A 13592-nucleotide genomic window follows, 5' to 3' on the forward strand; every position below is an offset into this window, starting at 1 on the left:
GGAGCCGGCTACTCGCTCAGCTCCGCCGCCACCAGCTCGGCGATCTGCACGGCGTTCAGCGCCGCGCCCTTGCGGAGGTTGTCGCTGGAGACGAACAGCGCCAGCCCGTTGTCCACCGTCTCGTCGCGGCGCATGCGGCCCACGTACGACGGGTCCTGGCCGGCCGCCTGCAACGGGGTCGGGATGTCGGAGAGCGCCACGCCCGGCGCGCCGGCCAGCAGCTCGGTGGCGCGCTCCACCGACAGCGGACGCGCGAAGCGGGCGTTGATCTGGAGGGAGTGGCCGGTGAAGACCGGGACACGCACACAGGTGCCGGAGACCTTCAGCCCGGGGATCTCCAGGATCTTGCGGGACTCGTTCCGGAGCTTCTGCTCCTCGTCCGTCTCGTTCAGGCCGTCGTCGACGAGGTTGCCGGCGAAGGGCACCACGTTGAAGGCGATCGGGCGCTTGTAGACCCCCGGCTCGGGGAAGTCGACCGCCCGGCCGTCATGGGTCAGCTTGTCGGCGTCGGCGACCACCTTCTGAGCCTGGCCGTGCAGCTCCGCGACGCCCGCGAGGCCCGAGCCGGACACCGCCTGGTAGGTGGTGGCGACGAGCGCCTCCAGGCCGGCCTCCTCGTGCAGCGGCTTCAGCACCGGCATCGCGGCCATCGTCGTGCAGTTCGGGTTGGCGATGATGCCCTTCGGGCGGTTCACCACCGCGTGCGGGTTGACCTCGGAGACGACCAGCGGCACGTCCGGGTCCCTGCGCCAGGCGGAGGAGTTGTCGATCACGACGGCGCCCTGCGCGGCGACCTTCTCGGCCAGCGCCTTCGAGGTCGCGCCGCCCGCGGAGAACAGCACGATGTCCAGTCCGGTGTAGTCGGCCGTGGCCGCGTCCTCCACCGTCACGCCGTCCAGGACCGTCCCCGCGGAGCGGGCCGACGCGAACAGGCGCAGCTGCGTCACCGGGAAGTTGCGCTCCGTGAGGATCCTGCGCATGACCGTGCCGACCTGACCGGTGGCTCCGACGATTCCGACCCTCACGGCGACTCCCTCTGCGTGTGTGCTGCGTGCGTAGTGCCTGGCCGAGGCCTTTCCATCATGCGGCCGACCCCGGCCCGGCTGTCCAATTCTTTGCGCGGTCCGCCCGAGGAATGGGACGCGCTCGGTCGGACCGCGGTTGCGGATGTTCTGCTTCCACCCCCGCTGACCTGGAGAAAATCATCCGGCAGGGGCTCCGCGCCGCAAGCTGTGCTGCCGCGTCCCTGCCCCCGCCCGATCGGCTTACACGACGGTGTGACATACACCTCTGCCCCGCATCGCGCACCTCGCCCGTACCACGGCGAAGGGCGGGCGCCCGTCGCGGTGCGACAGACGCCCGCCCTCACCGCGGGCAAGGACCGCCGGGTTACGGCGTGACCTTCTCGATCTTCACGCTGCCCACGCCCGCGACCGTGCCGCGCGCGTCGACCAGCTGGACCTGGCCGAAGAACTCCCGGCCCTCGGGGGCCGCCGCGGCCGCGCTGACCGACCCGGAGACCGTCGCGGAGTCACCCGTGCCGAGCTTCACCGGCGCCGAGCCGTCGACCGTGACCTGGCCGAGAGCGGGGGAGAAGAACACGTCCCGGTAGTCGTAGGCCGTCGAGCCGGACGGGACCGAGTAGCCCACGACCTGGACGGTGTAGGTGCCGGCGGCGGGCGAGGCGATGTGCACCGACTCCTCGGAGTCGCCGTCCGCCGACTGCGCGACCTGCTTGCCGCTCGCGTCGTACACCGTGAGGTCCAGGTCCGCGGCCGTGTCGGACACATTGCCGATGGCCACGTCCAGCGAGGTGGCGCCCGTGGGCACCTCGACCGTGCTGGTCTGGGTCTCGCCGCCCTTGATGGACGGACGGGCCGTCTTCGAGGAGCCGAGCGGGCCGCCGACCAGCTTGCCGTCCAGCGCCGCGTAGCCGTTGGTCACCTTCCAGGAGGCGGTGGCCGGGGTGCCGACCTTGGCCTCGGGGACGGTCACGGTCTGCGGGTCGAAGGCCGCGCCGAGGACGGTGACGTCCAGCTTGTAGGGGTTGTCGAGCATCGGCGACGTACGGCGCGCCTCGACCTCGATCTCCCAGACACCGGCCTGCGGGTCGGCGTACGAGCGCACGTCGGGCTTGCAGCCGTTGCCGTCGAAGTAGTTGTTGTAGCAGTTGGGCGTCGAGGTGTTGTCGACCGGAACGCCGTACGGGTGGATCGAGATGAACCGGGTCTGGCTCTTGTCCTTCAGCCCGCTCATCGCGACCTCCAGCGACTTCGCGCCCGCGGGCACGGTCAGGAAGTACGACCGGGTGCTGTTGCGCTGCACCGAACTCGACGCGGAGTAGGTGTACTTGACCGGCGTGGAGACCACGACCGTGGTGAGGATCTGCTTGTCGAGGCCCTCGGTCCTCGGGTCGTCGACCTCCAGGATCGCGCTCTTGATGCCCGCGGACCTCGGAGCCGCCTGGACCTTCACGGTCACCGGCTGGTTCAGCGGCAGCTTCACCTCGTCCGAGCCGAGGATCCGGAAGGTGCCGCCGTAGTTGTTCTCGAAGTGCAGCTCGTGGCGGACTGCCTGGTCGGGGCCGGACGTACGGGTGATCGTGATGTCGTACGTCTTCTTCTCACCGGCCTTCAGCCCGCCCTCGCGGTCGTACAGGCCCGTGCCGAAGCCCGGGGTCTTCAGCGCGTAGTCGATCGCGGTGTCGACCGGGGCCTTGACCACGTAGTTCATGGGCTGGGCGGCGTGGGCGGTCGCGTCGTGGCGGATCGCGTCCCAGGCGTCGACGATGTTGATGCTGCCCGCGCCCTCCTCGTACGCCTGCGCACCCTTGATGTGGTCGGCGGTCGAGGTCAGGGCCGTGCGCAGCTTCGCGGGCGACAGGTCGATGTTCTTCTGCTTGGCGGCCGACAGCAGCAGCGCGGAGGCGCCCGCGGCCTGCGGGGACGCCATCGAGGTGCCCTGGAGCATCGAGTAGCCGGCCGGCAGCGAGTAGCCCGCCTCGGCGACCGGGGAGCCCGGCAGCCAGGTCTGGGTGGTGTTGATGGCGGCGCCGGGCGCGACGAGGGTCGGCGTGAAACCGCCGTCCTCGCGGGGGCCGCGCGAGGAGAACGGCATCAGCTGGTACTCGGTGTCCACCTGCGAGCCGTAGTTGGCGGCCCAGGTCTCCTTGGAGATGCCCGCGCCGACCGAGATCACCTTGTCCGCGAGCCCCGGGTCGCCGATGGTGTTGGCGCCGGGCCCGGAGTTGCCCGCGGAGATCACCAGCTGGACGCCGTAGGTGTCGATGAGGCGCGTGTACAGCTCGGCGCGCGCGTTGTTGCCGTCGTTGAGCGCCGGGAGCCCGCCGATGGACATGTTGACGATGTCGACGCCGCGGTTGACGACGAGGTCGATCATGCCCTCGGTGAGCGCGACGTTGGTGCAGCCGCCGGTCCAGGTGCAGGCGCGGGAGGAGACGATCTTCGCGCCGGGGGCGGCGCCGTTCATCTTGCCGCCGAACAGGCCGTTTGCGGAGGTGATGCCCGCGACGTGCGTGCCGTGCTCGGACTCGATGACGCCGATGTTGACGAAGTCGGCCTTCTTGCCGACCCAGGAGCCGCCGAAGGGGTCCATCGGCACGTCCTTGCGGATCTGCACGACGAACGGCACACGCTCGACGACATCGGTCTTCGGGTCGTCGGTGCCGAAGTAGCCGACCTGGTAGCCGTCCTTGTACGGCTTCATCGGCGTGTCGTCGCTGAAGTCGTGGTTGTTGTTCAGGTCGACGGTGACCGTGCCGGCCGCCGGGTCGTACAGCACGCCCCAGCTGTCGGTGGTGTCGCCGTCGCGGTTGAGGTCGCCCTTCTCGTCGCCGCCGGTGGTGGCGGACTCCTTGAAGGTGCTGATCTCGTACGAGCCCGCCGGCGCCGTCCAGGTCTGGCCGCCGTAGGAGAAGGTGGCCCCGGAGACCGGGGTGACCATCGGGCGCCAGGTCGCGTCACTGTCGACGATCGGGTCCGTCGAGGTCACCCAGTCGACGATCTTGCGTTCGCCGGTGGTGGTCTTCTGCAGCGCGGGGTGGCCGAGGTCCACGCCCGAGTCGAGGATGCCGATGGTGACGCCCCGGCCGTCCGCCTTCGGGTGCTCCTCGACGAAGTCGACCGCGCCCGTCTCGAAGGAGGGGTTGTACGGGTTCTCGGCGGGGGTGTTCCTGTTCGGGCCGGTGTAGCCGGCCGTCGCCTTGCCCGACGTGTTCTTGGCGGTGTCCGCGCTGGGGGTCGGGTCGTCGAGCGGGATCTCCTGCCGCAGGTCGATGGCGTGCACCGAGGACAGCTTCGCGGCGGCGGCGATGGCCGAGTCGGCCTCGGCGGTCGGGACGGTGGCGCGGACGTAGCCGAGCTTGTCGTAGCTGCGGCCGACGGAGCCGCCGCGCACCGCGTCCAGCTCCTTGGCGACCTGCTCGGTCTGCCCGGGCGCCGTCGCGATCATCATGGTGACGTTCTTGGCGCCGTCCGCCTTGGCCTCCGCGAGGAGGTCCGCGTCGTCCGAACCGAGCTTGGCGCTCGCGGACTTGACGGTCGGGTCGGTCCCCGCGGGGGTGTGGTCCGCGGCGAGGGCCAGGGGTATCGGCCCGGCGGCGGAGAGCGCGGCCACGAGACCCGCGGCGATCGCTGTGCGGGCCACGCGTCTGGCGCCCGATATCGGGGCGCGGTGAGGGTCGGGGGTCATCGGCATCCCTTGTTGGTAAAGGACCGTGGGTGACGCGGCCGGAAACCGGAGATGGACCGGTCCTGACCGCGGTCGTCCGGATGTCGGGTCCGGGAGACCGCTCAGCTTTACCCAAGGGGCATATGTTTGGGGAGAGTTGACCGAGACGGGATGGAGTCATGGCACAATCCCGCCATACGTCATCGGGGACTTAGTGGAGCACGCCGGACATTTCTGTGAGCCGACTGTGCGTTCTGCGCGCGTAGTGGACGCCCTGAGCGCTCACGCGTGAGCACCCGGTGACGGCACCCGTCCCGCATCCGCCCGCGCCCGTGCCGACCTCGCCGCGCACGGGTAACGTCCCTGTGTGCGCAAGAAGTTGAGGGTGGCGGCCTACGCCATCTGTGTTCGCGACGGCAAGCTTCTGCTCGCGCGGGGGTGGGACGGCGACGGTACGCCCGAGTGGACCCTGCCCGGCGGCGGTATGGAGCACGGCGAGGATCCCTACGACACCGTCCTGCGGGAGGTGGAGGAGGAGACCGGCTATCTCGTCGAACCCATCGGTCTGCTCGGTGTGCACTCCTTCCGCCACGACCTCCTCGACCGCTTCGGCCGGGCTGTCGACCACCATGGCCTGCGGATCGTCTACGAGGGGCGGATCACGGGCGGTGAGCTCCGCAACGAGGTCGGCGGTTCCACCGACCTCGCGGCCTGGCACGAGCTGACCGCCGTGCCGGAGCTCAGGCGGGTCGGGCTCGTCGACATAGGGCTCACGCTGTGGCGGGAGCGCCCGGCCGCCGGCCGGCCCGTACTCCCGGAAGGATGAGGCCCCTACCCCGCGAGATGAACAGGGAGTGACCGCCCCCCGGCCGTCCGGGGAGCCGGCGTGAACGCGCGGGGTAGTCCAAGACACACGTACGGTGATCGGCGCCGCCCGTTGTGTTCGTGTTCGCGCGCAGGTCACCCCCGATGCCAACGATCCAGAGCGAGCGGGACGTTCGCGACAGCGACGGCCCCGCGGCCACTGCTGACGTGTTCGCACTCGGGGAGACCGCGCCATGACGCGTATACGCTCTGTCGCCACGGCGGCTGCTCTGGATCGTCGCGCCCTGCTCGCCGCCGGGGCGGCCTCCCTCGCCACGGGCGTCGGACTCGCCCTGCGGCCCGAGGAGAGCCGGGCCGCCGGCCGGCCGGCGCAGGGGGAGGCGCCCGTCGCCGTCTCCCGGCAGGCGCCGGCCACGCCCCTCGCCCCGTACACGAAGGGCACCACGCTCGCCACGGTCGCCGCCCCCCGCAACAGCTCCGGCTACCGCCGCCTCGGCGACGGCCCCGGCTGGAGCCGGGTCGTGCGCGGCGAACTGGCCACGCCCAAGTCAGGGCGCGCCGGGCGCCGTACCGCGCTCGCCGCGTTCGTGCAGCTCACCGACCTGCATGTGATGGACAGCCAGCACCCGCTGCGCACGGAGTTCCTGCAGGCCGCCTACCCGCACTCCTGGCGCCCGCAGGAGGCGCTCACCGTGCACGGGGCGATCTCGCTGGTCGAGCGGGTCAACGCACTGCGCGGCGGGCCGGTCACCGGCAGCCGGCTGCAGTTCGCCATCACCACCGGGGACAACACCGACAACAACTCCCGCCTCGAGCTGGACTGGTACCTGAAGGTGCTCAGCGGCGGCCGTGTCGCCCCCAACTCCGGCGACCCGCACCACTACGAGGGGGCCCTCAACAGCGGCCTGAGCCTGTACTGGCAGCCGGACTCCGCCGTCCGCGACCAGTACAAGCAGCGCGGCTTCCCGCGTCTGGAGGACTTCCTGCGGGCCGCGATCCGCGAGGTGCGCAGCCCCGGCCTGAACCTTCCCTGGTACTCGACCGTCGGCAACCACGACTCCATCCTGGTCGGCTGCTTCGGGCACGGCGACTCCTACCTCACCCAGTTCGCGACCGGCGACCGCAAGCTGCTGAGCGTGACCGCGGCCGAGGCCCGCAAGCTCCAGCAGAGCATCAACGACGGCTCCGACCCCAAGGGTCTGGGCCTGCGCGACCTGCTGAAGTCCCACACCCGTGCGATGCGCCGGGTCACCCCGGACGAGCGGCGCGCCCTGTTCACGCCCGCCGAGTACGTCAAGGCCCACCTCGACCCGGCGTACACCGGCCCCGGCCCGGTCGGCCACGGGTACACGCAGGCCAACGTCGCGGAGAACACGCAGTACTACTCCTTCCGCGTCTCCGACCACGTGGTCGGCATCAGCCTCGACACCACCGACCCCCAGGGCAACTTCAGCGGCTCGATCGGCGCGGCCCAGATGGCCTGGCTGGAGCGCACCCTGAACGCGCACAAGGGCGAGTACGCCATCGTCTTCAGTCACTACACCAGCACCTCGATGCCCACCCCGCACCCGGACCCCGCCCGCCCCGGCGAGAAGCGCTACAGCGGCGACGAACTGCTCGCCCTGCTCGGCCGGCACCGCAACGTGGTGGCCTGGGTCAACGGCCATGTGCACCGCAACCGCATCACCCCGCACACCGGCAGCGGCGGCCATTCCTTCTGGGAGATCTCCACCGCCTCCCACGTCGACTACCCCCAACTCGCCCGCATCATCGAGCTGGTGGACAACAAGGACGGCACGCTGTCCCTGCACACCACCCTGATCGAGTCCGCCGCCCCGCACCGCACGGATTTCACCGACCTCTCCCAGACCGGCCTCGCCGCCCTCTACCGCGAACTCTCCTTCAACGCCCACGAGGGCTCCCTCACCCTCCAGGGCAACCCCGGCGACCGCAACACGGAGCTGCTGCTGAAGCGAGGCTGAAACCCGCGGCGGCCGGCTCACCCGGTCGGATCACCAGCTCCGCACGCTCGACGGCCGGCTCGCGTGGGCCCGTCGAGCGGTGCGCGGTCGTGGCCGTGGGGTGCGGGGCCCGCGAAGCGGAAGGAGAGGGCGGTCGGGAAGCGGTGGCCCCGGTCCCAGGCCGCGTCGGGTCCGTTGCGGTCACCCGGGCCGTGCCGGAACCTCCGCGCGTTCCAGGAGGGCGCCGACCACGGCCCGGCCCGTGCGTGTACCCCACAGGGACGGGTGCAGCAGGCACAGGCCCACCGAGCAGGCGGCCGGGGCCGGGAAATACAGCACCGCATGTCGACGATCCCGACCACCGGGCCGCCGCCTTCCCCGGTCACCACCGGGATCCGCTTGTCCTGCCGGTCGGCGCCGGTCGGCAGGCTGTGGTACAGGCTCTGCAGATCGGCCGGGCCCGAGGGCAGGCCGATGGCCGCCCGGAGGTGCTCCGCGCTTGCCTCGAACGGGTCCAGTACGCCCGGTTCGTCGGCGGGCACGGGCCTCGCACAGGGTGTAACGTCGTCCGTCGCCCGTCGTGATCTCCTTGGCGAGCGGCTCGGTCATCCGGTCGTCGTCACACCGGGGCCATGCCCCGGACCAGCGAATTCCGGTCCCCGCCCACTCCCTGTGACACGGCTCGCACGCTCCGGGATCATCGAATTACGGTGTAAACCCATCTGACCCGGACATGAGACACGCCGTTCATCTGGATGAAACATCTGTGCCGCCTCATATCGGACAACCCGCAGTTCACGGGGGATGGCTCGAGATGTGTGCAAGGCGGGTGGTCGCGTGCGACTGAGGCACCAACTGCGCGTGCTGTCGGTGTACGACGGTTTCTTCTCCGGGGGCGCCCGGATCCTTCACAGCGATGTCGTCCTGGGGCTCCAGGAGGGCGGTCAGCACCACCGGGTGCTGAGTGTCCACGCAGAGGTGCTTCGCGAGGCGACACGGCAGGCGATGGAGGACGACGCCTGCTATCGCTCGCTGACCGCGTCCGGGGTGGAGGTCAGCTCCCTGGGCCGCGTCTCCGGGCTGCCGGGGGCCCTGGACACCGACCCGCCCCTGTTCACCGGGCCGGAGCTGGCGACGACCGCCCGGGCCATGGCGGGCGCCGACGTCATCCTGTCGCTCAAGGAGCAGCCGCTCGCCCTGCTCAACCAGGCGGGCCTACCGCGCCGCCCGGTGATCGTCTCGCTGCACCGCTCGGACCCGGAGAACCAGGGCGGGGCGCTGGACGAGCTGAAGGCCGCCATCGCCGACGGCACGGTCGTCGCCTGCGTCTGCTGCGCCGAGTCGACCCGGGCCGCCTACGAGGCCGCCGGGATCCCGTCCGAGGTGCTGCACGTCATCCCGAACGGGGTCGATCTGCTGCGCTTCCGTCCCGACCCGGCGCGGCGGCTCCGGCTGCGCGACACGCTCGGCATCCCGGACTCCGCACCGGTCGTCGTCTTCGCGGCCCGCTACGACGCCATGAAGAACGTCCCGCTCTTCCTGCGTGCCGCCCGGGCCTGGCTGCGGCAGGAGCCCGACGGGCATGTGCTGATGTGCGGCGCGGGCATGGCGGCCGGCCAGCCCGGGCTGCACGCCGACATCGACGCGGCGTTCGAGGGCGACCTCGCGCTCGCGGACCGGCTGCACCTGCTGGGTGTCCGGGGCGACATGGAGACCGTGTACGCGGCCTCCGACGTGGTGGCGCTGACCTCGGCCTGGGGCGAGGCGGCTCCGCTGTGCCTGATCGAGGGCATGATGTGCGGCGCCGTCCCGGTCGCCACCGATGTCGGCGACAGCGCGGCGATCGTCGCCGGGCACGGTTTCCTCACTCCACCGGACCCCGACGCGATCGCGTCGGCCTGGGCGGGCGCCGCCGCCGCCCGCGCCGACCTCGCCCCGGTCCTCGAGCGCAGCCGCGAGCGCTTCAGCCGCACCCGCATGATCGCCTCGTACGCCACGCTGATCGACCAGGTCCACACGGAGTCGTTCCGGCCGCCGCTCCCGGAGCCTCCGCTGTCCGAGCCGCTCTGACGGACCCGGCGCACGGGGAGGGGCCGCCCGCGGGCGGCCCCTCCCCTCCCCTCCTGACGTCCGGTCCCCGCCCTACCGCGGCAGCACAATGACGTACGCGGCCGGATCGCGGTCCGCCGACGCCATCAGGGCGGTGCGGACCACCGTCGCCTGCTGCTCGGGCGCGTCCCGCAGCTTCTTGGGCGTGATGTGGACGACCGTGATCCCGAGCCGCTCCAGGTGCTCACGCTTGCGGGCGTACTCCGACCACAGCGCGTCGTCGTCCGGCCGGTCGCCCTGCCGTGGGGCGCGGGTGTCCAGCTCCACCGCCACGGCCTGCTCGGGCCAGTACGCGTCCAGACCGCCGAGGTGGGGGCCGCCGGGGAGCCGGAGATCCACGTTCCACACCGGGTCCGGAAGGCCGTGGTCGCGCACCATCCGGTACAGGCGCTCCTCGGCGATCGCCCGGCCCTCCGCCAGCAGTGAGTCCACCGCCTCCACCACGTGCGGCCGGCTCAGCAGCCGCGCCTGGTTCAGCTCGCGCACCACCGCGGCCGGTTCGCAGTGGCCGCCGCGCACCGCCTCGGTCAGCAGCCGGCGCACCGTCTTGGCGTCCGGCAGCTGGGCCACGGCGTCGGCCAGTGCGCGAGGGACCGGCGCGACGGACAGACCGGCCACCACCCGGGGGGCGGGCAGCAGCGGGGTGCGGATCACCCGCGCGCAGCCGATGCTGCGCAGCCGCCGCGACCGCGGGACCAGGACGTCGATGTGCTTCAGGGTGGGCAGCGCGGGCGGGCAGGAGAAGCCGTGCAGGCCCAGCGCCGCCAGGCCCGTGATCATCGCGTCGGGGTAGCGCATCGGGGCGTGCGGGCCGTTCGGGCCCGGCTGCGACGGGACACCGGCGGCCGGGGTGCCGAGCGGGGAGCGGCTCGCGTAGAGCAGGACCGCGTGCAGTTGTTCCTCGACGGTCGGCGGTCCCTGGTGCAGCAGGAACACCCCTGGCAGGAACTGTTGCCAGGGGCCTCCGGGCCGGGCGTGCTCGACGGTCTCGGCGGCCGTGACGCCGTGGGCGCGCAGCTGAGCGGTGGTCAGCACCCGGCGCTGGACCTCCGACAGATGGCGGAGGGGGCGGGGGGAGAGCGGGGTGTTGTGGTTCATGAACGGGGGGTTCCCGCGCCCGATCCGTCCGATAACCGCTGTTACATGCTCGTCGACAAATCCGGACAATATACAGCTAAAGTACGGACGTTCGACTGCCGAAAGAGGCAGGTCCGGGCCGGGGGAGCGACGGGTTACGGGTTCCGATACTCGTATTTCGTAACTGTCGTTCCCCGTCGCTCCCGATCCCTAGCGGCCCGCCTCCGCGTCGCACACCTGGCCGCGCAGGGCGCGCGCCAGGTCGTCACGTGCCTCCAGGACCAGCCTGCGCAGCGCGGGCGGCGCGTCCTCGTGCGCCGAGAGCCACGCGTCCGTCGCGGCGAGCGTCTCCGGTGAGTCCTGGAACACCGGGAACAGGCCCCTGACCACGTCCATCCCGATCTGGATGGACCGCTCGGCCCACACCCGCTCGATCGCCTCGAAGTACTTCGCCGTGTACGGCGCGAGCAGCTCCCGCTGCGAGGGCTGGAGGAAGCCCGCGATGGTCGCCTCCACGAGGGCGTTCGACAGCGTCTCCGACTCGACGACCTGCGCCCACGCCTGGGACTTGACCGCCGCCGAGGGACGCGCGGCCAGGCAGCGCACCTGGTGCCGCTTCCCGGAGGCCGTGTCGTCGCGGGCCAGCTCCGCCGCGAGCACCGACTCGTCCACCGCCCCGTGCGCGGCCAGCGGTCCGAGGAACGCCCAGCGCAGCTCCTGGTCCACATCCAGACCGTCGATCTGCGCCGTGCCGTCCAGCAGCGCCCGAAGCAGCTGCAGTTCGCTCTCGTCGCCGGCCACCGTCGCGAAGAACCGCGCCCAGGTCAGCTGGTGCTGACCGCCCGGCTCCGCCTGCCGCAGCTCGCGCAGCGCGCCCTGGGCCAGCAGCCGCTCGCCCGTCGTGCGCCACTCGGGCGCCGCGTAGTGCGTCAGCGCCGACTGCGCCCAGTTGTGGAGCATCTGGAGCACACCGATGTCGGACTCCCGGCCGGCGAACCGCAGCACCAGGCCGACGAAGTCCCGGGCCGGCAGCAGCGCGTCCCGGGTCAGGTTCCACAGCGCCGACCAGCACAGCGCCCGCGCGAGGGGGTCGGTCAGGGAGCCGAGCCGGTCCTTCAGGGTCGCGAGCGAGGTGTCGTCGAGGCGGATCTTGCAGTACGTGAGGTCGTCGTCGTTGACGAGGACCAGCTCCGGGGCCTCGGCGCCCGCCAGTTCACCGACCACCGTCCGCGGACCCTGGACGTCCACCTCGGCGCGCGCGTACCGCACGAGCGCGTCTCCCTCGGTGCGGTACAGGCCCACCGCGACCCGGTGCGGCCGCAGTTCGGGGTGTGACTCGGCCGCCTCCTGGAGCACGGACAGCTCGGCGACCCGGCCGTCCGTGCTCAGCAGCACCTGCGGGGTCAGCGAGTTGACGCCCGCCGTCTGGAGCCAGGAGCGCGCCCAGGCCGTCATGTCCCGGCCGCTCGTCTCCTCCAGGACCGACAGCAGATCGCCGAGACGCGTGTTGCCGTAGGCGTTCCGCTTGAAGTAGCGCCGTGCGCCCTCCAGGAAGGCGTCCCGGCCCACGTACGCCACCAGTTGCTTCAGCACCGAGGCGCCCTTGGCGTAGGTGATGCCGTCGAAGTTGAGCTTGGCGTCCTCCAGGTCGCGGATGTCCGCGGTGATCGGGTGGGTGGACGGCAGCTGGTCGGCGCGGTACGCCCAGGCCTTGCGGTTGTTGGCGAAGGTGATCCAGCCGTCGGTGAAGCGGGTCGCCTCCACCAGCGAGAAGGAGCCCATGAAGTCCGCGAAGGACTCCTTCAGCCACAGGTCGTCCCACCAGACCATGGTCACCAGGTCGCCGAACCACATGTGGGCCATCTCGTGCAGGATCACATTGGCCCGGCGCTCGTACGACGCCTGGGTGACCTTGCCGCGGAAGATGTACTCCTCGCGGAAGGTGACCAGGCCCGGGTTCTCCATCGCGCCGAGGTTGTACTCGGGCACGAAGGCCTGGTCGTACTTCCCGAAGGGGTACGGGTAGTCGAAGTGGTCGTGGAAGAAGTCCAAACCCTGCTTGGTGACGAGGAAGACGTCGTCCGCGTCGAAGTGCTTGGCCAGGCCCTTGCGGCACATCGCGCCGAGGGGGATCTCCAGCGTCGTGCCGTCGGCCAGGGTGCGGGCGTAGGTGTCCGTGACGTAGTGGTACGGACCCGCCACGACACAGGTGATGTACGTGGAGATCGGCTTGGTCTCCGCGAACCGCCACACCCCGTCGTGCTGCTCGCCGGCGCCGTTGCCCCACACCGTCCAGCCCTCGGGTGCGCGCACCTCGAAGCGGAAGGGGGCCTTGAGGTCGGGCTGTTCGAAGTTGGCGAAGACGCGGCGCGAGTCCGCGGGCTCGTACTGCGTGTACAGGTAGACCTCGCCGTCCTCCGGGTCGACGAAGCGGTGCATGCCCTCACCGGTGCGGGAGTAGGCGCACTGGGCGTCCACCACCAGCTCGTTCTCCGCCGCCAGGTCCTCCAGGAGGACGCGGGTGCCGTCGAAGACCTCGCCGGGGTCGAGGTCCTTGCCGTTGAGCGAGACGGCGGTGACGCTCGGGGCGATCAGGTCCGCGAAGCTCGTGGCGCCCGGCTCGGCGCAGCGGAAGCGGATCGTGGTGACCGAACGGAACGTCCGGGGCTCGCCGTCCGCGCTGCCGGGTGCCTCGCCCACGGCGGAGCGCAGGTCGAGCGATACGTCGTACCCGTCGACGGAGAGCAGGGCGGCCCGCTCCCGGGCCTCGTCGCGGGACAGGTTCTCACCGGGCACGGGGGGCACTCCCTGGGTCGGCTGGGTCGTCGGACAAGGACCGATCCTGCCATGTGCCCCTGACACCGGGCACCGGGGCGCACCTCATGAGCACTTGCGGGAATGGGCGGGGCGGCCTGTGATGTTGCCCGGTAA

7 protein-coding genes are annotated in these 13592 nt (G+C 71.4%); 3 read left to right on the forward strand and 4 right to left on the reverse strand.

Features of this window, described 5'->3' with window-relative positions; all coding sequences use genetic code 11:
* Positions 1–8: 8 nt before the first annotated feature.
* Together ACFY2Z_RS21220 and ACFY2Z_RS21225 are read right to left on the reverse strand one after the other, a co-directional pair.
* Positions 9–1025 carry an aspartate-semialdehyde dehydrogenase gene (locus ACFY2Z_RS21220; protein WP_390745659.1) on the reverse strand — a complete coding sequence of 339 codons (1017 nt, stop codon included), beginning with the start codon at positions 1023–1025 and terminating at the stop codon, positions 9–11.
* 364 nt (positions 1026–1389) lie between these two features.
* Positions 1390–4710: a S8 family serine peptidase gene (locus ACFY2Z_RS21225; protein WP_390745660.1), complete on the reverse strand. Its 3321-nt coding sequence runs from the start codon at positions 4708–4710 to the stop codon at positions 1390–1392.
* A 346-nt stretch (positions 4711–5056) separates the two neighbouring features.
* Between ACFY2Z_RS21225 and ACFY2Z_RS21230 the strand changes: the two genes are divergently transcribed.
* The 3 genes from ACFY2Z_RS21230 (at position 5057) to ACFY2Z_RS21240 (ending at position 9545) form a co-directional block, all read left to right on the forward strand.
* On the forward strand, positions 5057–5515 hold the full coding sequence (locus ACFY2Z_RS21230; protein ID WP_390745661.1) for an NUDIX hydrolase: 459 nt from the start codon (positions 5057–5059) through the stop codon (positions 5513–5515).
* A 232-nt stretch (positions 5516–5747) separates the two neighbouring features.
* Positions 5748–7496, forward strand: coding sequence for a TIGR03767 family metallophosphoesterase (locus ACFY2Z_RS21235; RefSeq protein WP_390745662.1), 1749 nt, complete (start codon positions 5748–5750; stop codon positions 7494–7496).
* An 840-nt stretch (positions 7497–8336) separates the two neighbouring features.
* Positions 8337–9545: a glycosyltransferase gene (locus ACFY2Z_RS21240; RefSeq protein WP_390745746.1), complete on the forward strand. Its 1209-nt coding sequence runs from the start codon at positions 8337–8339 to the stop codon at positions 9543–9545.
* Between the two features lie 72 nt (positions 9546–9617).
* Here ACFY2Z_RS21240 and ACFY2Z_RS21245 read toward each other — a convergent pair whose 3' ends face one another.
* Both ACFY2Z_RS21245 and pepN read right to left on the reverse strand, forming a co-directional pair.
* On the reverse strand, positions 9618–10682 hold the full coding sequence (locus tag ACFY2Z_RS21245; protein WP_390745663.1) for a hypothetical protein: 1065 nt from the start codon (positions 10680–10682) through the stop codon (positions 9618–9620).
* 189 nt (positions 10683–10871) lie between these two features.
* On the reverse strand, positions 10872–13457 hold the full coding sequence (pepN, locus tag ACFY2Z_RS21250; RefSeq protein WP_390745664.1) for an aminopeptidase N: 2586 nt from the start codon (positions 13455–13457) through the stop codon (positions 10872–10874).
* Positions 13458–13592 lie beyond the last annotated feature (135 nt).

This window comes from Streptomyces sp. NPDC001222 (assembly GCF_042896945.1).
In the GTDB taxonomy this organism is placed as follows: domain Bacteria; phylum Actinomycetota; class Actinomycetes; order Streptomycetales; family Streptomycetaceae; genus Streptomyces; species Streptomyces gibsoniae.